The sequence below is a fragment of the Acidovorax sp. genome, from assembly GCF_046294525.1.
In the GTDB taxonomy this organism is placed as follows: Bacteria; Pseudomonadota; Gammaproteobacteria; order Burkholderiales; family Burkholderiaceae_C; genus Acidovorax.
Map to the genome: position 1 here is coordinate 151,916 of NZ_JBKBKQ010000001.1, position 22,377 is coordinate 174,292.

General features: G+C 67.9%; 19 protein-coding genes. 8 read left to right on the forward strand and 11 right to left on the reverse strand.

What is annotated here, in order from left to right:
* The first annotated feature begins 8 nt into the window (after window positions 1-8).
* Both bioD and bioF read left to right on the forward strand, forming a co-directional pair.
* On the forward strand, window positions 9-680 hold the full coding sequence (bioD, locus tag ACK4HJ_RS00650; RefSeq protein ID WP_409826753.1) for a dethiobiotin synthase: 672 nt from the start codon (window positions 9-11) through the stop codon (window positions 678-680).
* A 32-nt stretch (window positions 681-712) separates the two neighbouring features.
* On the forward strand, window positions 713-1,915 hold the full coding sequence (gene bioF / locus ACK4HJ_RS00655) for an 8-amino-7-oxononanoate synthase (protein ID WP_409826755.1): 1,203 nt from the start codon (window positions 713-715) through the stop codon (window positions 1,913-1,915).
* A 43-nt stretch (window positions 1,916-1,958) separates the two neighbouring features.
* Here the strand turns inward: bioF and ACK4HJ_RS00660 are convergent, their stop codons facing one another.
* On the reverse strand, window positions 1,959-2,717 hold the full coding sequence (locus ACK4HJ_RS00660) for a carbonic anhydrase (RefSeq protein WP_409826757.1): 759 nt from the start codon (window positions 2,715-2,717) through the stop codon (window positions 1,959-1,961).
* A 196-nt stretch (window positions 2,718-2,913) separates the two neighbouring features.
* Between ACK4HJ_RS00660 and ACK4HJ_RS00665 the strand changes: the two genes are divergently transcribed.
* Window positions 2,914-3,273 carry a 5-carboxymethyl-2-hydroxymuconate Delta-isomerase gene (locus tag ACK4HJ_RS00665; protein WP_409826759.1) on the forward strand — a complete coding sequence of 120 codons (360 nt, stop codon included), beginning with the start codon at window positions 2,914-2,916 and terminating at the stop codon, window positions 3,271-3,273.
* Window positions 3,274-3,299: 26 nt separating this feature from the next.
* Here the strand turns inward: ACK4HJ_RS00665 and ACK4HJ_RS00670 are convergent, their stop codons facing one another.
* The 8 genes from ACK4HJ_RS00670 to nadC form a co-directional block, all read right to left on the reverse strand.
* Window positions 3,300-4,349 (reverse strand): SDR family oxidoreductase, encoded by a 1,050-nt coding sequence (locus ACK4HJ_RS00670; RefSeq protein ID WP_409826761.1) that lies wholly within the window; start codon window positions 4,347-4,349, stop codon window positions 3,300-3,302.
* 64 nt (window positions 4,350-4,413) lie between these two features.
* The gene (locus ACK4HJ_RS00675; protein ID WP_409826763.1) at window positions 4,414-4,887 is read right to left on the reverse strand and encodes a CBS domain-containing protein; all 474 of its coding nucleotides are present in this window, start codon (window positions 4,885-4,887) and stop codon (window positions 4,414-4,416) included.
* Between the two features lie 84 nt (window positions 4,888-4,971).
* Window positions 4,972-5,205: a hypothetical protein gene (locus tag ACK4HJ_RS00680; protein ID WP_409826765.1), complete on the reverse strand. Its 234-nt coding sequence runs from the start codon at window positions 5,203-5,205 to the stop codon at window positions 4,972-4,974.
* Between the two features lie 110 nt (window positions 5,206-5,315).
* Window positions 5,316-5,720, reverse strand: coding sequence for a hypothetical protein (locus ACK4HJ_RS00685; protein WP_409826767.1), 405 nt, complete (start codon window positions 5,718-5,720; stop codon window positions 5,316-5,318).
* 82 nt (window positions 5,721-5,802) lie between these two features.
* Window positions 5,803-6,201, reverse strand: a complete 399-nt coding sequence (locus tag ACK4HJ_RS00690; RefSeq protein WP_409826769.1) for a hypothetical protein — start codon at window positions 6,199-6,201, stop codon at window positions 5,803-5,805.
* 451 nt (window positions 6,202-6,652) lie between these two features.
* The gene (locus tag ACK4HJ_RS00695) at window positions 6,653-8,503 is read right to left on the reverse strand and encodes a chorismate-binding protein (protein ID WP_409826771.1); all 1,851 of its coding nucleotides are present in this window, start codon (window positions 8,501-8,503) and stop codon (window positions 6,653-6,655) included.
* 62 nt (window positions 8,504-8,565) lie between these two features.
* Entirely contained in the window at window positions 8,566-9,696 is a 1,131-nt protein-coding gene (nadA, locus tag ACK4HJ_RS00700) for a quinolinate synthase NadA (RefSeq protein WP_409827376.1), read from the reverse strand.
* Window positions 9,697-9,755: 59 nt separating this feature from the next.
* The gene (nadC, locus tag ACK4HJ_RS00705; RefSeq protein WP_409826772.1) at window positions 9,756-10,604 is read right to left on the reverse strand and encodes a carboxylating nicotinate-nucleotide diphosphorylase; all 849 of its coding nucleotides are present in this window, start codon (window positions 10,602-10,604) and stop codon (window positions 9,756-9,758) included.
* Window positions 10,605-10,771: 167 nt separating this feature from the next.
* Between nadC and panB the strand changes: the two genes are divergently transcribed.
* Entirely contained in the window at window positions 10,772-11,662 is an 891-nt protein-coding gene (panB, locus tag ACK4HJ_RS00710; RefSeq protein ID WP_409826774.1) for a 3-methyl-2-oxobutanoate hydroxymethyltransferase, read from the forward strand.
* Between the two features lie 37 nt (window positions 11,663-11,699).
* A complete protein-coding gene (gene panC, locus ACK4HJ_RS00715; protein ID WP_409826776.1) occupies window positions 11,700-12,545 on the forward strand; it encodes a pantoate--beta-alanine ligase in 846 nt (281 codons plus the stop codon).
* Between the two features lie 73 nt (window positions 12,546-12,618).
* On the opposite strand, the gene ACK4HJ_RS00720 is transcribed toward panC, so the two are convergent.
* Window positions 12,619-13,341 carry an alpha/beta fold hydrolase gene (locus ACK4HJ_RS00720; RefSeq protein WP_409826778.1) on the reverse strand — a complete coding sequence of 241 codons (723 nt, stop codon included), beginning with the start codon at window positions 13,339-13,341 and terminating at the stop codon, window positions 12,619-12,621.
* Window positions 13,342-13,499: 158 nt separating this feature from the next.
* Between ACK4HJ_RS00720 and ACK4HJ_RS00725 the strand changes: the two genes are divergently transcribed.
* From ACK4HJ_RS00725 to ACK4HJ_RS00735, 3 genes are all read left to right on the forward strand, one after another.
* Window positions 13,500-16,997, forward strand: coding sequence for a DUF2126 domain-containing protein (locus ACK4HJ_RS00725; protein ID WP_409826780.1), 3,498 nt, complete (start codon window positions 13,500-13,502; stop codon window positions 16,995-16,997).
* Between the two features lie 183 nt (window positions 16,998-17,180).
* Complete coding sequence (locus ACK4HJ_RS00730) at window positions 17,181-19,835, forward strand: circularly permuted type 2 ATP-grasp protein (RefSeq protein ID WP_409826782.1); 2,655 nt, start codon at window positions 17,181-17,183, stop codon at window positions 19,833-19,835.
* A gap of 138 nt (window positions 19,836-19,973) precedes the next feature.
* A complete protein-coding gene (locus ACK4HJ_RS00735; protein ID WP_409826784.1) occupies window positions 19,974-20,897 on the forward strand; it encodes a transglutaminase N-terminal domain-containing protein in 924 nt (307 codons plus the stop codon).
* A gap of 65 nt (window positions 20,898-20,962) precedes the next feature.
* On the opposite strand, the gene ACK4HJ_RS00740 is transcribed toward ACK4HJ_RS00735, so the two are convergent.
* Window positions 20,963-22,258, reverse strand: coding sequence for a putative zinc-binding metallopeptidase (locus tag ACK4HJ_RS00740; RefSeq protein ID WP_409826786.1), 1,296 nt, complete (start codon window positions 22,256-22,258; stop codon window positions 20,963-20,965).
* Window positions 22,259-22,377: the final 119 nt, after the last annotated feature.

Below are 22,377 nucleotides of genomic sequence, written 5' to 3' on the forward strand. Positions count from 1 at the left end.
GTTAGTTGATGATTGGATGTTTTGTAACCGGCACTGATACGGGCGTAGGCAAGACGCTGGTGTCCGCCGGGCTGCTGCACGCGCTGGCACCCCACCACCGCCGGGTGGTGGGCATGAAGCCCGTGGCCGCCGGCTTGGTGCCCTGGGGCGAGGACTGGGCCAGCGAAGACGCTATTGCCCTGCGCGCGGCATCCACCCTGGCCGTGCCGTCCGAGCTGGATAACCCCGTGCTGCTGCCCGACCCGCTGTCGCCCCACATTGCAGCGGCGCGCGCCGGGGTGGAAATTGACCTGGAGGCCATCGTGCGCAGCTACCACTCGCTGGCCGCTCAGGCCGATGCCGTGGTGGTGGAGGGCGCGGGCGGCTTCCACGTGCCATTGACCGAGACGCTCACCGGCGCCGACCTGGCCGTGGCTCTGGGCCTGCCGATGGTGCTGGTGGTGGGCCTGCGCCTGGGCTGCCTGAACCACGCCCTGCTCACGGCCGAGGCCATCCGCGCGCGCGGCCTCACGCTGGCGGGCTGGGTGGCCAACCGCATGGACCCCGGCATGGAAGCCGCGGGCGACAACATCGCCTACCTGCGCGCGCGCCTGGGCGCTCCGCTGTTGGCCGAGGTGCCCTACCAGGACCTGCCCGACCCGCGCAGCCTGGTGCTGGAACTGCCTCCTGCATGGCTGTGATGCATTCGCCCACCGCCGCGCCCATCGCTGCCATGTCCTCGACCGCGACCTCGTGGCTTGACGACATTCCCGCATGCCTGGCCGACTTGGAGACCGCCCACCTGCTGCGCCGCCGCCGCGTGGTGGCGCCCGCTGGCGGCGCCCGCTTGCTGGTGGACGGCGAGCCGCTGCTGGCCTTTTGCAGCAACGACTACCTGGGCCTGGCCAGCCACCCCGCGCTGGCCCAGGCCGCGTGCGATGCCACGCAACGCTTTGGCGTGGGCTCCGGCGGATCGCCCCTGGTCAGCGGCCACAGCACGGCCAACGATGCGCTGGAACACGAACTGGCCGCCTACGCGCAGCTGCCCCGCGCGCTGTACTTCTATGCGGGCTATGCCACCAACACCGGCATCATCCCGGCGCTGGTGGGCGACGGCGATGCGCTGTTTTCCGATGCACTCAACCACGCCTGCCTGATCGACGGCGCCCGCCTGTCGCGCGCCACCATCCACCGCTATCCGCATGCGGACCTGGCCGCGCTGGAGGCACAACTTGCCGCCAGTCCCGCGCGGCGCAAGCTGGTCATCAGCGATGCGGTGTTCAGCATGGACGGCGACCTCATCGACATCCCCGCCCTGCTCGCCTTGTGCGAGCGCTACGACGCACTTCTGCTGCTGGACGATGCCCACGGCTTCGGCGTGCTGGGGCCGCAAGGGCGCGGCAGCTTGGCGCAGGCGGGGCTGACGGGCGCAAACGCCTCGCGCCGCGTGCTCTACATGGCCACGCTGGGCAAGGCCGCCGGGGTGGCCGGTGCGTTTGTGGCGGGTGATGTAGCCCTCATCGAATGGCTGCTGCAAAAAACACGCACCTACATCTTTGCCACCGCCGCGCCACCGCTGTTGGCCAGCGCCCTGCTGGCCAGCCTGCGCGTGATGGAGGCGGCCGACGACCGCCGCACCCACCTGGCCGACCGCATTGCACAGCTGCGCAACGGGCTGGCCAGCCTGCCCGCGCACCTGGGCTGGCACCTGCTGCCGTCGCACACGCCGGTACAGGCGCTGGTGGTGGGCAGCAACGAGGCCGCTCTGGCGCTGATGCAGGGGCTGCGCGCGCAGGGCCTGTGGGTGCCAGCCATCCGCCCGCCGACGGTGCCCGCGGGCACAGCACGCCTGCGCATTGCGCTGTCGGCCGCGCACACTGAGGCCGACGTGGCCACACTGATCGCGGCGCTGCGGCACTGCGCCGCTGCCCTTTAGGCGCAACCTGCAGCGCCGCAGCCGCAAGGAGTCTTGCGATGCCTCAGGTGCTCTCTTTGACCACCCGGCCGTGCAGGGGCTGCAGCGGGCGGGCATTGGCGCTGTAGCGCTGGCGGAAGGGCTTGATCTGCTGCGCGCCGAGCTTCACCGGCTCCTTCAGCACCATCCACTGCACGCCCTCCGAGCAGGGCGGTGTGGTCAGCGAGCCGGCAAAGCTGTAGTAGCCCCTCCTGGATGGCAACAGGGTGCTCACGTCCAGCGTGAGTCCGTCCACCGTCACCTGCTCGCCCACGCGCGGCAGATGCGCAAAGATGGGTGCCCAGGCGGCGTTGGTCTTGCCCGGCTGGATCAGCACGGCCACCACGCCCAGGGTGCCGTCCTCGGCCTTGTGCACGAAGTGAGCCACCATGGCGGCGTGCTTGCCGCCAATGGCCTCTTCGCTAGGGGTGTGGAAGTGGAACTGCAACAACTCCATCGCCTTGCCATCCACCACCAGCTTGCTGCCGGCGGGCACGTTCACCTGCACGGTGTGGCCGTTGTTGACCAGCGTGGGCGCGCCTGCGGTGTACTGGAAGTCCAGCACGGGCAGCGCCTCTTTCACGCTGTTGCGAATGTCGATGGGGCTTTGCGCCACGCCCCGCGCACACGCCTCGAAGCCAGGCTCAAGCTCGCCCCAATGGGCAGCGCCGTGTTTGCCTGTGTATTCCCAGTGGGCATGCCCCCCCTCCGCGTGGGCCCAGGTGGCGGCCGCCAGCGCAAGGGCAAGCAAGGTGGATTTCTGAATCAGGTGGAAGGTGGTCATGGCTTTGAAAATACAACGAATGAATAAATTGCTGCACTGCAAGCAGCAATGTGATCGTTGTGAGCCATTCTTAACGGCAGCTTAAACTGGCTGGTGCCACTGATGGCCCCAGGGTTGTTGGCCGGCGCCATCGGCGCTCCAGCACCATCGCTTTAGAACTGCGTCGAATCCCATCGACCGAACCGAACCCTACCCCATGCCCCACCTCACCATCGAATACTCCGCCAACCTGCCCCACTACCCTGAGGCCGACACGCTGACCGCCCTGAACGGTGCCCTGTGCGCGCACCCCCAGGTACAGGATGAGGCCGACCTCAAGACGCGTTTCATCGTGGCCGACAGTTTCGAAATCGGCATTGCCCCCGCCAACCGCGCCTTCGTCCATGCGCAGCTGCGCCTGCTGGCGGGCCGCACAGCGGAGGCCAAAAAGGAACTTTCCGATCTCATCGCCGCCGTGCTGCGCGAGCGCACGCCCCGCCCGCAAGGCGTAATGGTCCAACTCAGCGTGGAGATCGTGGACATGGACCGGGGCTCGTACGCCAAAGAGCGGCTGTAGGCTAGCAAGCCCCGACAAATCAAGGCCTACGCCCCGTCACCCGCGTTACCAGTAATGGGCAACACGATGCCCGTGATGTAGCTGGAGCAGCACGGCGCAGCCAGAAACACGTAGGCAGGCGCAATCTCCTCAGGCTGCGCCGGGCGACCCAGTTCGGTGCTGGCGCCAAACTTTTCGATGTCGTCCGCGTTCTTGTCCGCCGGGTTGAGCGGGGTCCACACCGGCCCTGGCGCCACCGCGTTCACGCGGATGCCGCGCTCCACCAGGTTGTGGGCAAGCGCCTTGGTGAAGGCGTGGATCGCGCCTTTGGTGGCCGAATAGTCCAGCAGCTCCTTGCTGCCCTTGAGCCCCGTGACCGACCCCGTGTTGATGATGGAATCCCCGCGCTGCAGGTGCGGCAGCGCGGCCTTGGCCATGTGGAAGTAGCCGTAGATGTTGATGCGGAAGGTTTCGTCAAAGCGCTCCTCGCTCAGCTCTTCGAGCGACGCCGCATGCTCCTGGAAGGCCGCGTTGTTCACCAGCACGTTGAGCTTGCCAAAGCTGGACACCACCTTCTGGACCGCGCCTTGGCAGAACTCCGCGTCCTTCACGTCGCCTGCCACGGCGAGGCTGCGTGTGCCCTCGGCCTCGATCAGCGCACAGGTCTTGCGCGCATCGTCGTGCGAATCCAGGTAGGCGATGGCCACGTCGGCGCCCTCGCGCGCGCACAGCACGGCCACCGCGCGGCCGATGCCCGAATCGCCCCCCGTGACCAGCACGGCCTTGCCCTGCAGCTTGCCGCTGCCACGATAGTGCGGCGCGTCGGAGCGGGGCTGCAGCTCCATCTCGCTTTCGCGGCCGGGCTTGGTCAGGTGCTGGCGGGGCAGGGGCGGCGCGGGCTCCTCGCGGCCTGGGCCGGGGGCGGCCTTGGACTCCTGTTCCTTGCCCTGGCCGGTGGGCTGCTCCTTTTTCTTCTGCTTCTGCTGCGCGTCGCGCTGGTCCTGCTCGGCCTGGATCTTGCGCTGGCGCTCTGCAGTGTTCTTGGCAGTGGGCGAATCGGTGGTGATGGTGTCATCAACGGTGGTAGGCGGTGTCATGGCGAGGGTCCTGGAACAAAGCGAAGAGGGAGAGAAGAGAAAGAAACAATGGCAGGCCACGCGCTCAGCGCGTCTGCCCGCCACCGGCCGCGCCGCTGGCGGCTGACTGGTGGCTGCGATCAGGCTCCGACGGTTCGGAGATACCGCGGATGGCTTCCTCGGTGTCGCTGCCCTCGGCCTTGGTGGCTACGTCGCCCAGCGACAAGATGCCTACCAGGCGCTTGTCCTTGTCCACCACCGGCAGGCGGCGCACCTGCTGGCTGCGCATGGATTCCAGGGCCGAATCCACCGGGTCATCCTCGCGGCAGTACAGCAGGCCTTCGGACATGACCTCGCGCAGCGGGGCGTTGGCGCGCTCTTCGGCCACACCGCGCACGACGATGTCGCGGTCGGTCACCATGCCGACCAGGCGCACGCCGTCGCACACGGGCAGCGAGCCCACATCGAGTTCGCGCATGGCCTGCGCGGCTACCGTCACGGAGTCGGTAGGGGCCATGGTGCGTACGCCGCGGGTCATGACTTCAGATACGGTTTGCATGGGTTACTCCTTGGGATGGTGGTGGGTGGGTCGCATGCCGCCTGAGCTTATGCGGCAGGTTTGGCGGCCCGCAAAAAGCCAAAGTCAGGCGCGATCGCGTAGCTCGTGCACGCCCACTGCGGTGGCGCAGTGGTTGCAGCAAAAGAGCACGTCGTCCTTTTGCACACCGTGGCCCACGATGGGTACGCTGCAGTGTGCGCAGCGGGGCGCCAGTTCATAGATCGCGCATTCGAAGCTGTCGAAGGTGTGGGTCTTGCCTTCCATGTGGACCTCAAAAGTCCGGTCGTAGTCGTTGCCGCAGGTTTCGCATCGGGCCATGGGAATGCTCCTTGGTGTGATGGGGGTGGTTCTTGTGCGCTACCGCCCCGTCGCGGCATCGGGCGGGCCAGGCACCGTGGCACCAACGCCCGCGCGCACGGAAAGAAAGATCAGCGCAGCGGCCCCTTGCCCTTGCTGCTGGTGCTGCCGCTGTTGCCGGTCCGCACGCTGCGCGAGGGAGGTCCAGCGTAGGGGTTGGCCGGGGCACCTGCAAAGCCTTGGGCAGACTTCTGGTAGCTCTGGTAGCGCTCCTGGCGCCATGCGTCGTAGTCCTCGTCCAGCAGGCGCAACGCTTCGTCCCGCCACTGGCGGTCCTCGTCGTGGGGTCCACTCGCACTGCCCGGGAGTCGCCCGCCGGGGCTGTTGCGCAAGAAGCCATAGGCGCCGCCATGTCCGTGGTCCTGGTACGCATCGCCCACAGAATGACCGCGCTGGTCATGGCGCAGGTCGCCTGCATCCCGGCCCATGCTGTGGCTTACGCCCCCGCTGGTCTGGTCACTGTCTCGGTAGCCCATGAAGGGTCCTCCTGGTCTTTCAACACAAAAGGGAAAAGCCGTGTGCGGCAGATGCGCACAACGGCCTCGCTCCGTGGGGCTGTCAGATCTGCTGGTCGTTGGAAGACCGGCCGCCGGGCTGCTGCTGCCCGCGCTGGCCCTGACCGTTCTGGCCAATGTCGGCATTGCCAGGGTTGTTGCCGCCTTGCGAGCCGCCCTGCTGCGGGCCCTGGCCCGTGCCGATGCTTTGCTCGGCTTGGCGCTGCTGGCCCTGGCCTGGGTTGCCCTGGTCACGCTCAGCGTTCTGCTGGCCCTGTTGGCGTTGGTTGTCCTGCTGCTGGTTCTGCTGGCTTTGGCGCTGGTTCTGCTGGTCCTGCTGCTGATTTTGCTGGCCCTGCTGACCTTGCTGACCCTGTTGGCCTTGCTGAGGGTTCTGCTGGTTTTGTTGCGCGTTCTGGGGGTTGTTCTGGTTCTGCTGGTTCTGGGGGTTCTGGTTTTGCATGGCTTGGCTCCTTGGACGTGGATGAATGTTCAAAAGCAGCACACGACTCCATCAGCAAACGAGATGAGATGGCATTGATGCCGTGTGTGAATCCATGTTCGAAGCGGCGCGGGGTGCGTTGTGTAGGCGCATGCCTATAGGCGCGTCGGCATCGCGCCATGCGGTGTAAGCAAGCGCACGGGGTGTTGCGACGTGTGCAATAAAGCAGCCCCGGCGCGCAGCGAACGACCGCAAACCCGTGGCTTCGCTTGCTCAGCGGGCTGCGGCAAACATACTTAGACCATCAAAAAAGATAGCACTTAGCGCTTTCCAGATAAGCGCTACAGCCCTTTTTATCCATAAATTGCCCATCTTCCGCTGGGCGCAGCACCCCTTTGCGCCAACACAGGAGAGGGTCGAGATACAGCGCACACGCACAGCGCCTCACCGCAATCCCTATACGCCGCAGAGGTTAGCGGCCCGGCCACTCCAGCGTGGCCGCCAGCCAGCCGCGCAGACTGTTGATGAAGGCCCATTCCTGCACGCGCGCGAGGGCGTCGCGGTGCAGCACGGCTTCTTGCACACGGCCGTCGCGCAGGGCCACGGCGCGGCCCACGCCGGGCAGCAGGCCACACGACAGGGGCGGCGTGATCCAGGTGCCGTCCACCAGCGCGGCGATATTGCCGAAGGTGGTTTCGGTGATCTCGCCCGCAGCGTTCCACAGCAGCGTGTCGAACACGCCGGGCGCCGTGGGGGCAAACGCTGCGTAGTGCGCGCGGCGGGTGGTTTTGTAGCGCACGAACTCGCTTTGCGCGTCGTCAAACGGGCGCGTGGCCAGCGCCAGGCGCACCGGCTCTTCGGTGGGGTGCAATGCAAAGCCCTCGGCACGCGCGCTGCCGTCGGCGGCCAGCAGCAGGCGCACGCGCCAGTCGCCGTCGCGGTGCTGCAGGGCGGCAATCTGCAGCTCCTGGCGCACCGCGTGCGCGTTGAAGGGGTAGCCAAAATGCGCGGCGGCCTCGCCCATGCGGCGCACGTGCAGGTCGGCGTGGTGGAACTTGCCGTGGTGCAGGCCCAGGGTTTCCAGAATCTCGAAGGGCGCGCTCGCGCGCTCCACAAACGCGCGCTTGTGCCGCCATTCGGCCCACTCCCCCGCGGCCTCTGCGCCCGAGGTAATGCCGCTGCCGATGCCGCACGTAGCCCGCATGGGCGCCGGGCCGGGGCCGGTGCCCGCGTCCGTTGCCTTGCCCCGCAGCACCACGGTGCGGATGGGCACGTTGAAGGTGGCAGCCACGCGGTGCAGGCCCTCGGGGCCTGCGCCGCCCTCCACAGGCCGCACCACGCCCACCGCGCCGCAGTACACGCCCCGGGGACCGGCCTCCAGGTCGCGGATCAGCTGCATGGCGCGCACCTTGGGCGCGCCAGTGACGGACCCGCACGGGAACAGCGCCGCAAACACATCGGCCAGCGTGGTGCCGGGCCGCGTGCGCGCGGTCACGTCCGACGTCATTTGCCACACCGTGGGCAGCGGCTGGGTGTGGAACAGCGTGGGCACCTGCACCGTGTGCGGCAGCGCAATGCGCGAAAGGTCGTTACGCAGCAGGTCCACGATCATCACGTTCTCGGCGCGCTCCTTGGGCGCCGTGCGCAGGTGCTCGGCGTGTGCGGCGTCCTGCTCGGGCGTGGCGCCGCGCGGGGCCGTGCCCTTCATCGGCCGCGCGATGATGTGGCCGCCCTCGGCGTCGTCATCATCCCGCCAATCGAAGAACAGCTCGGGCGAGACCGACAGTACCTGCTCGTCGCCTGCGTCAATGTGGGCGGCGTAGCCGCCGGGCTGGGCGCGGTGCAGCGCGGCAAACAGCGCGTCGGCACTGCCCTGCTGCAATTGCCCGGTGAAGGGCGCGGTGTAGTTGACCTGGTACAGCTCGCCCGCCGCAATCGCGCGCTGGATGCGGTCCATGGCGGCGTCAAAGTCTTCGCGCGCAAGGCCGTCGTTCCACGCCACCTGGGCGGCATCTGCGGGTGCGGGCGCGGGCGCGTCGTCTGGCCAGGGCAGCGCGGTGTCGTACACCGCAAACCAGGCCAGCGGGCCGTCTGCCACATGGGTTTGCAAGGCGGCGTCAAACGCGGGCGCGGCCTCGTAGCGCACATGGCCTACGCACCACTGGCCGCGCTGCGCGGCGGCGTGCACCGCGGCGAGCACGGGGCGCACCTCGTCCAGGGCCTGGGCCACCAACACGGCGCGCGGCGCACTGAAGGCATGGCGCAGTCGCGGCGCCCCAGCGTCCAGCGCCGGCGTGAAGTCAATGCGAGAAATATGATTCAAAACAGGCTCCAGCGCTTTACAAACAAGCGCTAGCAGCTATCAAAAATGAAGCGATCTCATTGTCAAGCTGCCCCGAGGTGAGGCACCAACGTTGCCACAGGTTCCCCTTTTTTCAAGGCGGCAGTGAACGCAAGCATGCGGTCAATCGGTTGGCGCGCACGCGGGATGAGCGCAGGGTCCACGTGGATGGCGTTGGCGCCGGTCTCCAGCACGCGGGCCACGTCGGCCAGGCCGTTCATCGCCATCCAGGGGCAATGCGCGCAGCTCTTGCAGGTGGCGCTGTTGCCAGCCGTGGGCGCTTCGTAAAACGTCTTGCCGGGGTTGAGTGTGCGCAGCTTGTGCATCATGCCGTTGTCGGTGGCCACGATGAATTCGGTGGCATCCATCTCGCGCGCAGCCTTCAGGATGGCGCTGGTGGAGCCCACGGCATCGGCCAGGGCCACCACGTCGGCGGGGCTTTCGGGGTGCACCAGCACCTTGGCGTTCGGGTGCTCTTTTTTCAGCAGCTCCAGCTCCAGGGCCTTGAATTCGTCGTGCACGATGCAGGCACCGTTCCAGAACACCATGTCGGCACCCGTCTCACGCTGGATGTAGGCGCCCAGGTGGCGGTCGGGCGCCCACAGAATTTTCTGGCCTGCGGCATGCAGCGCGCCCACGATCTCCAACGCGCAGCTGGAGGTGACCAGCCAGTCGGCCCGCGCCTTCACGGCCGCGCTGGTGTTGGCGTACACCACCACGGTGCGGTCCGGGTGCGCGTCGCAAAACGCGCTGAATTCGTCGATAGGGCAGCCCAGGTCCAGCGAGCAGGTGGCGTCCAGGTCGGGCATGAGCACGGTCTTCTCGGGGCTCAGGATCTTGGCCGTCTCGCCCATGAAGCGCACGCCGCTCACCACCAGGGTCTGCGCGGCATGGTCGCGTCCGAAGCGCGCCATCTCCAGCGAATCGCTCACAATGCCGCCGGTTTCCTCGGCCAGATCCTGCAGGTCGGGGTGCACGTAGTAATGCGAGACCATGACCGCGTTCTTCTCTTTGAGCAGGCGGCGAATCTTGTCTTTGAGCGCCGTGCGCTCGGCCTGCGTGGGCTCGGCTGGCACGCCCGCCCAGGCGTGTTTGGTGGAGCAGACGCCGCCCGATGCCGCCTCGTCGGGCTGCTCGTACTCGACGTCGATGCGGTTCAGGGTTGCGGTGCTCACTGGTGTACCTTCGGCTTCGCCTGCGGTGCGAGCTTGCTTGGGGCGGCCCGGCGCGGCGCTCATGCCAGCTCCTGCAGGCGCATCGAAAAGTCCGTGGCCTTCACGTCCTTGGTCAGCGTGCCGATGGAGATGCGGTCCACGCCCGTCTCGGCCAATTCGCGCAGGCCGTCGAGCGTGACGCCGCCGGAGATTTCGAGAATCGCGCGGCCGGCATTGATGTGCACCGCCTCGCGCAGCGTGGGCAGCGGCATGTTGTCCAGCAGCACCATCTTCGCCCCCGCGTCCAGCGCCTCGGCGAGCTGCTCCAGCGTTTCGACTTCGATCTCGATGAACTTTGCATGCGCCGCCACGGTCTGCGCGGCTTTCAGAACGGCCGTCACTCCGCCAGCGGCGGCGATGTGGTTCTCCTTGATCAGCACGGCGTCGTGCAGGCCGATGCGGTGGTTGGTGCCGCCGCCCACGCGCACCGCGTACTTTTGCGCCAGTCGCAGGCCGGGGAGGGTCTTGCGTGTGTCCACGATCTGCGCGCGGGTGCCGGCCGCCATGTCCACATAGGTGCGCGTCTTGGTGGCGACTGCCGACAGCAGCTGCAAAAAGTTGAGGGCGGTGCGCTCGGCACTGAGCAGTGCGCGGGCCTGGCCCTCCATTTCCAGCACCACCTGGTCGGCGGCGCAACGCTGGCCTTCGGCCACGTGCCAAGTGATTTGCACCGACGGGTCCAGCGCGCGCAGCGCGGCCTCGGCCCAAGGCGCACCGCAGATGACGGCCTCTTCGCGCGCCAGGATGCGGGCGCGGGCGCGGCGGGCGGGGTCGATGAGTCCGGCCGTAAGGTCGCCGGCGCCCACGTCTTCGGCCAGGGCGCGGGCCACATCGGCCTGGGCCAGGGCCATCACTTCGGTAGCTTGCATGGATGTCTTCGCGGGGTGTAACGCTGCTGTCATGGGCCGCGAGCATACCGGGAACACAAAGGCCACGGCACCAGCACAGGCCCGCTTCTGCACTGGTGCCAGACCGTAAGTACACCCAGTATTGGTCCCCTAGACTCGCGGCACTTTTTTGCCCCCTCGCGAGCCCCATGACCGCCCCCAGCCACACGGCGCCAGCATCCACCACGCCCTACGGCACGCTGCCGCCTGCATCGCCCCTGCCCCAGCGCAAGCCCGTGAGCCTGCCGCGCCTGGCGCAGATGCGCGCTGCAGGCGAGAAGATCACCATGCTCACCGCCTACGACGCCACCTTTGCGGCCGTGGCCGATGCGGCGGGGGTGGAATGCATTTTGGTGGGCGACTCGCTGGGCATGGTGTGCCAGGGCCTGCCCAGCACGGTGGGCGTGCTGCTCGACACCATGGCCTACCACACGGCCAGCGTGGCGCGCGGCCTGCACCGCGCGCAGGGCACCGCCTGGCTGGTGGCCGACCTGCCCTACGGCACCTATGCCGAAAGCCGCGAGCAGGCGCTGCGCAGCGCCTGCGTGTTGATGCAGGCGGGTGCACACATGGTCAAGCTCGAAGGCGGTGGCTGGACAGCGCCCACGGTGGAGTTTCTGGTGCAGCGCGGCGTGCCGGTGTGTGCCCACCTGGGCCTAACGCCGCAGACGGTGCACGCGCTGGGTGGCTACCGCGTGCAGGGCAAAACCGACGATGCTGCCCGCACGCTGCGCAAAGAGGCCCATGAACTGCAGGACGCAGGCGCCGCCATGCTGGTGCTGGAGATGGTGCCCGCCGTGCTGGCCGCAGACATCACGACCGAGCTGCCGCACTGCCACACCATCGGCATTGGCGCGGGCAACGGCACGGCCGGGCAGGTGCTGGTGTTGCACGACATGCTGGGCATGAACCTCGGAAAGATGCCGAAGTTCGTCCACAACTTCATGCAGGACGCGGGCAGCGTGCGCGGCGCCATGGAGGCCTATGTGCAGGCCGTGAAACAAGGGCGCTTCCCGGACAACGCTGTACACGCCTGGTAAGCCCTTTTCCTTCCTTTTTTCTGCCCCCTCCGAACCCATGCTGATTGCCCGCTCCGTTGCCGACCTGCGCCAGGCCCTGGCCCCCTACCGCCGTCCCGCCTTTGTGCCCACCATGGGCAATCTGCATGAGGGGCACATTGCCCTGGTGCGCCAGACCAAGCCCCTGGGCGATGTGACCGTGGCCAGCATCTTTGTGAACCGCCTGCAGTTCTTGCCGCACGAGGACTTTGACAGCTACCCCCGCACCTGGGAGGCCGACTGTGCACAGCTGCAGGCCGCCGGTTGTGATGTGCTGTTTGCCCCGCGCGAGGCCGACCTGTACCCCGAGCCCCAGACCTTCAAGGTGCACCCCGACCCGCAGCTCGCCGACATGCTGGAAGGCCATTTCCGCCCCGGCTTTTTTGTGGGCGTGAGCACGGTGGTGATGAAGCTGTTTGCCTGCGTGCTGGGCCAGACCAGCGGCACGGCCGTGTTTGGCAAGAAGGACTACCAGCAGCTCATGGTGATTCGCCACATGGTGCGGCAGTTTGCGCTGCCCATCGACATCGTGGCGGGCGAGACCTGCCGCGCGGCCGACGGGCTGGCGCTGAGCTCGCGCAACGGCTACCTGGGCCTGGAAGAGCGGCAAGAGGCCGTGGCCCTGTCGCAAGCTTTGCAGCGGCTGGCGCAGCAGTGGCTGGGCACCGCCCCGAGCGACCGCAACCTGCTGGAGACATTGGCCCTGGACGCCCTGCGCGCACGCGGCTGGGCGCCCGACTACCTCACCGTGCGCCGCCGCGCCGACCTGTTGCCCGCCACAGCCAGCGATGCGGCGGGCACGCTGGTGGCACTGGGCGCCGCGCGGCTGGGCAGCACACGGCTGATTGACAACCTGGAGTTTTGATTAGCTACCAATTTCATAGCTATCAGCGCTTACCCATCGCGCGGCAGGGGCCAAAAAGGCCTCAGACCCCGGATCAAATCCACCCGTTGCGGCCCAGCCACTGCACCAGCAAGCGGGTCACCACCTCGGGCTGCTCCATGGTCAGCATGTGGCCGCTGTCGGGCAGCAGGTGGTGCTCGGCGCCGGGCACCAGCGCCGCAATCTCCGCCGAGCATTCGGGCGGCGTGAGCTGGTCGGCCGCGCCACACACCACCAGCACGGGGCACGCCAGCTGGGGCAGGTGCAACCGCGCATCGGGCCGGTGGATCACGGCGCGGTTCTGGCGCACCAGGTGTTCGGGGCCCGCGTCCAGCACAAAGTTCAGGTAGGCCTGCACCAGGTCCGCGTTGGCGGCGTTCACGGGGTGGAAGGCCAGGGCCACGTTGGGCTCTATGACCTCGCGCACCCGGCCCTGTTCAAACAGCTCAATGGCGCCTTCGCGCAGGGCGCGCATGTCGGGCGTCTCGGGCCGTGCGGTGGTGCCCAGCAGCGCGAGCCCTGCCACACGCTGCGGCGCTTGGCGCGCGGCCTCCATGGCGACCATGCCGCCCATCGACGCACCGGCCAGCACCAGTGGCCCCGCGTGCTGCGCCAGCAGGCGGGCGGCAAAGTCCTCGATGCGGTGCAGGTTCACATCCTGGTGGGCGGTGGCGACCTCGGGGCGCAGCGCGGCGGGCAGCAGCTGCAGCACGCCGCGCCACATGCGTTCATCGGCGGCCAGGCCGGGGAGGAGCAGGAGTTGGGGGGAGTGGGACATGGGTGAAAGAGGCATCACCAAGTTGGTGCGCGATGAGAAGCATGCAGACAGCCCCGGCAGCGGGGCACGGACCGCACATTGTGAACAGCCGATGACCGCTTGTCACCGCCCCCGGAATAGTTGCCCGCGATGGCTCGGGACTTGCTAGCATGGCCTGCATGCCCATCCACGCCGCGCTCCACCACGTCACGCATTACCAATACGACCGGCTGGTCGGCCTCGGGCCGCAGACCATTCGATTGCGGCCTGCGCCCCATTGCCGCAGCAATGTGATTTCGTATTCGCTCAAGGTCGAGCCTGCGCAGCACTTCATCAACTGGCAGCAGGACCCGTTTGCCAACTACCAGGCGCGGCTGGTCTTCCCCGAGAAGACGCGCGAGTTCAAGGTCACGGTGGACCTGGTGGTGGAGATGGCGGTGTACAACCCCTTCGACTTCTTCCTGGAGCCCGAGGCCGAGAACATCCCTTTCAAGTACAACAGCGATGTGCAGCAGGAGCTGGCGCCCTACCTGGCCACCGACCCGATGACACCGCTGGTGCAGGCCTATCTGGACAAGGTGGACCGCAGCAAGCAGCGCACCATCGATTTCCTTGTCAAGCTCAACCAGCAGGTATCGCAAGACATCCGCTACCTGATCCGCATGGAACCCGGCGTGCAGACGCCCGAGGAAACGTTGCAAAAGGCCAGCGGCTCGTGCCGCGACTCGGGCTGGCTGCTGGTGCAGCTGCTGCGCCACCTGGGCCTGGCGGCGCGGTTTGTGTCGGGCTACCTGATCCAGCTCACACCCGACGTGAAGGCGCTCGATGGCCCCAGCGGCACCGACCACGACTTCACCGACCTGCACGCTTGGTGCGAGGTCTACCTGCCCGGCGCGGGCTGGATCGGCCTGGATGCCACCAGCGGCCTGATGGCGGGCGAGGGCCATATCCCGCTGGCCTGCACACCCCAGCCCTCGGGCGCCGCGCCGATTGAAGGCGGCGTGGACAAGGCCGAGGTGGAGTTCAGCCACGAGATGCGCGTGACGCGCATCTTTGAATCGCCCCGCGTGACCAAGCCCTACACCGAAGACCAGTGGCAGGCCGTGCTGGCGCTGGGCGAGCAGGTGGACGCCGACCTGGTGGCGGGCGACGTGCGCCTGACCATGGGCGGCGAGCCCACCTTTGTGGCCGTGGGCGACCGCGATGCGCCCGAATGGAACACCGACGCGCTGGGCCCCACCAAACGCGGCTTTGCCACCGAACTCACGCACAAGCTGCGCGCCGAGTACGGCCAGGGCGGCTTTCTGCACTTTGGCCAGGGCAAGTGGTACCCGGGCGAGCAACTGCCGCGCTGGGCGCTGTCGATCTGCTGGCGCGCCGACGGCCAGCCCGCGTGGCAGAACCCCGCGCTGTTTGCCGATGAACGCAACCCCTCGCACTACACCAGCGCCGACGCCGAACGCTTTGTGCGCCACCTCACGCGCAGGCTGGGCATCACTGATCGCTACATCCAGCCAGGCTACGAAGACACCTTCTACTACCTGTGGCGCGAGCGGCGCCTGCCCATCAACGTAGACCCGTTCGACGCACGCCTGGACGACGAGCTGGAGCGCGCCCGCTTGCGCCGCGTGTTCGAGCAAAAGCTCGACAGCGTGGTGGGCTATGTGCTGCCGCTGCAGGCGGGCGTAGGCAATGGCACGCTGGCAGGCAGCGTATGGAGCACCGGGCCGTGGTTCTTCCGCGACGACCGCATGCTGCTCATCCCCGGCGATTCGCCCATGGGCTACCGCCTGCCGCTGGACGCCCTGCCCTGGGTGAAGGCATCGGACACCGAGCACCTGATCCCGCACGACCCGACTGCACCCCAGGGCCCGCTGCCCGCTGCGACCACGCTGCGGGCGCGGTATTCCATTCCAGCGGGCCCGGTCACCGGCGACCGTGACCTGCCCTACCTGGCGGGTGCCACCGCGCCGGGCGAGGCACGCCGCATGGCGCAAGGCACCGCAGGCGGCGACCACGCACGCCAGGCCGGGCAGCCCGACCCCCATGCGGGCATGCAGCCCCCGGGCAAGTTCCAGTCGGCCGCAGGCCTGTCGCGTACGGCCCTGTGCGTGGAGGTGCGCGACCCACGCCGCGCTAGCGGCCCCAAGGCCGAGAAGGTGGGCGAGAAGTACGGCGTTTTGTACGTCTTCATGCCGCCCCTGGCACGCCTGGACGACTACCTGGACCTGCTGGCCGCCATCGAAGCCACGGCCGAAGAGCTGGGCATGAAGATCGTGCTCGAAGGCTACCCGCCCCCGCGCGACGCACGCCTGAAGGTGCTGGCCGTCACGCCCGACCCCGGCGTGATCGAGGTGAACATCCACCCCGCCACCCACTGGAAGGAGCTGGTGCAGCACACCGAGTTTCTGTACCAGGCCGCGTGGGAGACGCGCCTGTCGGCCGAGAAGTTCATGACCGATGGCCGCCACACCGGCACCGGCGGGGGCAACCACTTTGTGATGGGCGGCGCTACACCGGCCGACTCGCCCTTCTTGCGCAAGCCCGAGCTGCTGGCCAGCCTGCTGCTGTACTGGCACAACCACCCGAGCCTGAGTTATCTGTTCAGCGGCCTGTTCATCGGCCCCACCAGCCAGTCGCCCCGCGTGGACGAGGCGCGCAACGACCAGTTGTACGAGCTGGAGATTGCCCTGCGCGAGATCGAGGCCAACCGCGCGATCTACGGCCAGGATATGCCGCCCTGGCTGGTGGACCGCACGCTGCGCAACATCCTGGTGGATGTGACGGGCAACACGCACCGCAGCGAGTTCAGCATCGACAAGATGTTCTCGCCCGACAGCAGCACGGGCCGCCTGGGGCTGCTGGAGCTGCGCGCCTTTGAGATGCCGCCCCACGCCCACATGAGCGTGGTGCAGCAGCTGCTGCTGCGCGCCTTGATCGCCCGCTTCTGGAAGGCGCCCTACCGCGCCCCCGCCGCCCGCTGGGGCACTGAGCTGCACGACCGCTGGATGCTGCCCACCTTCATCCAGCAGGACATGCACGACGTGGTGGCCGAGATGAATGCCGCAGGCTACGCGTTCGACCCCGCCTGGTTTGCACCGCAGTTCGAGTTCCGCTTCCCCATGGTCGGCACGGTGAAATCGATGGGCGTGGAGCTGACCCTGCGCAATGCGCTGGAGCCCTGGCATGTGATGGGCGAGGAAGGCTCGGCCGGGGGCACCGTGCGCTACGTGGACTCGTCGCTGGAGCGCATCGAGGTGCGCGTGACGGGCATGAACGAAAGCCGCCATGTCGTCACCGTCAACGGCCAGCCGCTGCCGCTGCAAAGCACAGGCACCACCGGTGAGTTTGTGGCGGGTGTGCGCTACAAGGCCTGGAACCCGCCCTCGGCCCTGCACCCGACCATTGGCGCCCATGCACCGCTCACCTTCGACATTGTGGACACCTGGATGAACCGCTCGCTGGGCGGCTGCCAGTACCACGTGGCCCACCCGGGCGGGCGCAACTACGACACCTTTCCGGTCAACGCGTATGAGGCCGAAAGCCGCCGCCTGGCGCGCTTCTCGCGCATGGGGCACACGCCGGGGCGGCTGGCGGTGCCGCCGGCGACGATTGAGCTGCCGGGCAGCCGGGAGTTTCCGTTCACGCTGGATCTGCGGCGAAAAATGAGGCCGTAGAGAAGCCCCCTGAGTCGCTGCGCGCCTTCCCCCCAGGGGGGGCGACGCCCTCGCTGCGGGGCGACCCTTGCTCGGCATCTCTGGCCTGGGCCGTGCCGTTTTCGACGGGGTGGGTAACCCGCAGAGTGCCGGAGACCAAATGCCCGAAAATCGAGTGCAGTGACAAACCCCAACGACCGCCTCTTGCCCACCGACCTCCCCGAAAGCGCGGCCCAGCTGGCTGCTGCGCTGGCGCCCACCGCTGCGGCGGGGCATTTTGACGAGCTGCGGGGCGCTGCGGCCCCCGCGCGCACGGCTCCCACCGACCGCATCGCAGGCGCTACATCAGCTCCCATTTCAATAGCAAATAACCAAGGCCTGTCGCGCCCATGGGCCGATTTTTTTGAACAACTGGGGCCTGAAGGCTTCCCCGACCTGGATCGGCGCATGGCGAGCCTGCAGCGCCAGGTGCGCGACAACGGCATCACCTACAACGTCTATGCCGACGCCGACGGCCCGCAGCGGCCCTGGTCGGTGGACCTGTTCCCGCTGATCCTGTCGCAGCACGACTGGGCGCTTATCGAACGCGGCGTGCTGCAGCGCGCCCGCCTGCTCGACCGCGTGATGGCCGATGTCTATGGCCCGCAGGAGTTGCTGCGCACGGGCCTGCTGCCCAGCGCGCTGGTGCAGGGCCACCCCGGCTACCTGCGCCCCATGCATGGCGTGCAGCCCGTGGGCGGCACGCACCTGCCGATTGCAGCCTTCGACATGGCGCGTGACGCGCAGGGCAGCTGGTGGGTCGTCACGCAGCGCACGCAGGCGCCATCGGGCCTGGGGTATTTGCTGGAAAACCGGCTGCTCATCTCGCGCCTGTTCCCCGAGGCGTTCAGCCAGATGCATGTGCAGCGCCTGGCCGCCACCTACCGCGCACTGCTCGACGGGCTGCGGCAGATGAGCCCGGCGGGGGCGGATGCGCGCATCGTGCTGCTCACGCCCGGCCCGTACAACGAGACTTACTTCGAGCACGCCTACCTGGCTCGCTACCTGGGCCTCACGCTGGTGGAGGGCAACGACCTCACCGTGCGCGATGCGCGCCTGTACCTCAAGACGCTGCACGGCCTGCAGCCGGTGCACGGCATCCTCAAGCGCCTGGACGACGAGTTTCTGGACCCGCTGGAGCTGCGCAGCGACTCGCGCCTGGGCGTGCCCGGTCTGCTGCAGGCCATCCGCGCAGGCAATGTGCTGGTGGCCAATGCGCCTGGCTCGGCGTTTCTCGAATCATCCGCGCTGCTGGGCTTCATGCCCGCGCTAAGCCGTCATCTGCTGGGCGAAGAACTGGCGCTACCGTCCCTGCCGACGTGGTGGTGCGGCGAGCAGGCGGCCCAGCAGGCCGTGCTGCCGCAGCTGCTCCACAGCGTGATACGCCCCACCTGGCCCAACCTGCAGCGCCCACCCGTGCTGGGCGGCATGCTGTCGGCACAAGACCTCGCCGAATGGGCAGCGCGCATCCAGGCCCAGGGCGACGAATACACCTTGCAGGCCTACCAGCCGCTGTCGCAGATGCCCACCTGGCGCCCCGGCAGCGGTGACGGCCCGGGGCCAGGAGCAGTTGGCGGCCACATTGCGCCGCGCTCCGTCATGCTGCGCGTTTTTGCGGTCTGCGACGGGCCGCAGTCGTGGCGCGTGCTGCCCGGAGGGCTGGCGCGCATCGCCAACGACGATCGCGAGATTACCTCCATGCAGCGCGGCGGCAGCAGCGCCGACGTGTGGGTGCAGACCGGCGGACCGGTGGACACCACCACGCTGCTGGCGCACAACCAGGCTGCGCCCGCCGTGGTGCACCGCAGCCGCCAGGTCACAAGCCGCGCGGCCGAGAACCTTTTCTGGCTGGGCCGCTACACCGAGCGCACCGAAAACACCACGCGTCTGGCGGGCATCACGTTGCAGCGGCTCAATGGTGAAGAGCAGTCGTCCCAGCCCCTGCTGGCGTGGCTGAGCACGCTGGCCGTGAGCCAGGGGCTGGTGCTGCCCTCCGTGCCGCCGGCCACGCAGGCGCGGCGCGTTTTTGAACGATCGCTGGTGGCGGGCCTGGCACAGCCCGCGCAGGTGACCAGCGTGGGCTACAACCTGCGCGGCATCGTCGGTGCCGCCTCGGCCGTGCGCGACCGGCTGTCGCAGGAGCATTGGCACCTGATCGTGAGCACCGAGGCGGAATTTTTTGCGCAGCCCCACACAGGTGACGATGCCCACGGCGACGGGGATCACGACTACTCGCACCTGGATGCGCTGCGCCAGCTGGAAGCCTTGAGTGGCCGCACCGCCGCCATGACCGGCCAGCAGACCGACCGCATGACGCGCGACGACGGCTGGCGGCTGCTGTCCATCGGCCGGCACCTGGAGCGCCTGGGCTTTCTGGCGGCGGCGCTGCACAGCGGGTTGCAAACGGGCGCCGTGTTCGACGAAAGCGGCTTTGAGGCCATGCTGGCGCTGTTCGACAGCACCATCACCTTCCACGCGCAATACCAGCTGCGGCGCGACATGCCGGCGCTGCTGGACCTGCTGGTGATCGACCGCGACAACCCCCGGTCGCTGGCCTGGGTGGCGCAAACGCTGCGCGGGCGCATTGCCAAGATCGAAGCGGCCGCAGGCACAGTGGGGGAGTCGGCCAACGCGGGCATCCCCGACGTGGCAGAGCTGTCTCTTCCCATCCTGTGCACCCAGGACGCCGACGGCCGCTACGCCGCGCTGGAGGACTACCTGGAACGCTGCGTGCGCGGTTCCCTGGGCCTGTCGGACGTGCTGGCCACGCGGTACTTTGCACACTCTGCCGATGCGGTGCGGCACAGCGTAGGGGTATGAGGTGGGATACCCCCCCGAGGCGCTGCGCGCCTTCCCCCCGCTCTCGCAACGTTGTGCGTTGCGGGCAAGGGCGCGCAGCCCTCGCATCAGCTCGCGCCTGTCTCGCACGCTGCCTCCTATGCCAAAGAATAGATTTCCATGAGACTGCGCGTCATCCACGAAACGGTGTACCAGTACACCCCAGCGGTGCAGAACGCCCAGCACCTGGCGCATCTGCGGCCGCGGTCGGCGGGGGGGCAGCAGGTGCTGGCGCACACGCTGCAGGTGGACCCCACTCCGTCGCAATGCATTACCGGCCAGGACGTGTTTGGCAACGGGCGCGCGTTCCTGTTGCTGCCCTTCACCCACGAGCGGTTGCGGGTGCGTGCAGAGACCTTGCTAGAAACCTCAGCCCGGCCTCCGGCCCCGCCAGGCGCACCGTGGGAAGCCGTGCGCGAGCGTCTGGGGTACCAGCGCGGCATGCCTTACCACCCGGCGGCAGAGTTTGGCTTTGCGTCGCCCTACATTCCCCGGCATGCCGACTTTGTGGACTATGCGCGCGACAGTTTTGTACTCGGTCGCCCACTGATGGACGCGGCACGCGAGTTGATGGCACGCATCCATGCCGACTTTGCCTACACCGCCCATCTCACCGATGCGGGCACGCCCGCGCTGGAGTCGCTGCGCCTGCGCCGCGGCGTGTGCCAGGACTTTGCGCACGTGATGATCGGCTGCCTGCGCAGCATGGGCTTGGCCGCACGCTATGTCAGCGGCTACCTGCTGACAGAGCCCCCACCCGGCCAACCCCGGCTGGTGGGGGCCGATGCGTCCCACGCCTGGGTGTCGGTGTGGTCGCCGTCGCTGAAGGCAGAGGGGGATAGAGATGGCGGGGGCAATGCACCCGAGTGGTTTGATCTGGACCCGACCAACAACCGCGCAGCGGGTGAAGACTATGTGACCTTGGCCATCGGTCGGGATTTTTCAGACGTCTCGCCGCTGCGCGGCGTGATCCACGGCGGCGACCGCCATGTGCTGCAGGTGGGCGTGACGGTGGAGCCGGCGGAGCCCGCCCGACGCAATTGACCATGGCGTCGACTGCTGCATGCGCACACAGTCGCCGCCAGCAAAAAAATCCTATAAAACAGGCGCTAGCGCTTGCCCAGCAATGGTTTCTTGCTACTGTTTTTGTCAACCCCTTTGACAACTGGCGCAGGTGAAGAAGCCGATCCGGGGGCAATACCCGCCGATGTGGGCGCAGGCACCGGCGCTGGGCGTGGCGCGGCGGGGCGGCTGACGGCGTCGCGGACCACGTCGTGAACAAACCGCAGCTTGGCCGGCGCTTCACCGATCAGGGCAAACGGGTAGGCGTCGGACTGCCCCAAGCTGCGCGTGAGGCTGTTGAGCAGCAGCGTCAGCGGCACCAGGTTCCGCAGCATGGTGTCAAAGTCGGGCACAGGCTGGGCAAAGGGGTCCACCGCGGCGCTGCGCTGTGGGCCAAAGATGCCCGGCACAGTGACCTGTGTGCCGTAGCTCGCTGCGGTTTCCAGCAAGTCGATCATGTGCAGGTAGTGCGCCCAGGTTTCGGCCCAGTCTTCCCAGGGGTGCGCGGCGGCATACGCGCTGACATGGTGCTCCGCCCAGTCCCCAGTGTCATTGCCTTTGGCGTAGTGGGCCTCCAGCGCCGCAGCGTAGTCCTCGCGCTCGTCGCCAAACACGGCGCGAAAGTCCTCCAGCCGGCCGCCATCGCGAATGAGCTGATCCCAATAGAAGTGGCCGGACTCATGGCGCAAATGACCGATGAGGGTGCGGTATGGCTCGCGCAGCGCAATGCGGCGGCGGGCGCGTTCATCGTCGTCGGCCTCGGCCACATTGAGCGTGATGGTGCCTTCGTTGTGCCCGGTGAGTACGGGCGGCCCGCCGGGCAACTCGGCCAGAAATTCGAACACCGGGCCGCTGCGCCCTGGGGCGGGCTCCAGGCCCAGGCGGGCCAGCGTGTAGAACAGGCGCCGCTTGGCGGCCTCGATCTGCATCCAGCGCCCCATGTTGGCCGCCTCCGAAAGGTCCGGCAGGATCCGCGTCTGCCGGCACGACACGCACAACATGTCGGGCTCGTCCGCCGGCACCGCAAAGTTGCAGGCTTGGTATTCGGTGTGGTTGCGGCACATGCGGTAGTACTTGCCGCTGCTGCCAGCCTTTCCTCCCCCCTCTTTGGGGCCCACGCGACGCCACAGCGTGGGCGGCGCTTCAGGTGGGGTGGTGTCCGGCTCTGATGCAGCGGACGGCTCGGGCGCCGCAGCAGCCTCCTCCGGTTGTGGTGCCACGCGGGCCAACGCCGACATGGCCAGCACGTCAGGCAGAAAGGCCAGCATGTGGCCGCAGTGCAGGCATTGCACGCTGTCAAAAAAAACCAGGTGACCGCAGTGGTCGCAATTGAAGATGCGCATGGTTTGAATGAGTACGTGGCGGGCGTGTTGGTCAGGCAGACAACAAAAGGCAGACCTGGGACGATGCCCCAGGTCTGCCAGTGTTGCATGGGAACCTGCGCCGTAGCGCGAAGGCTCAA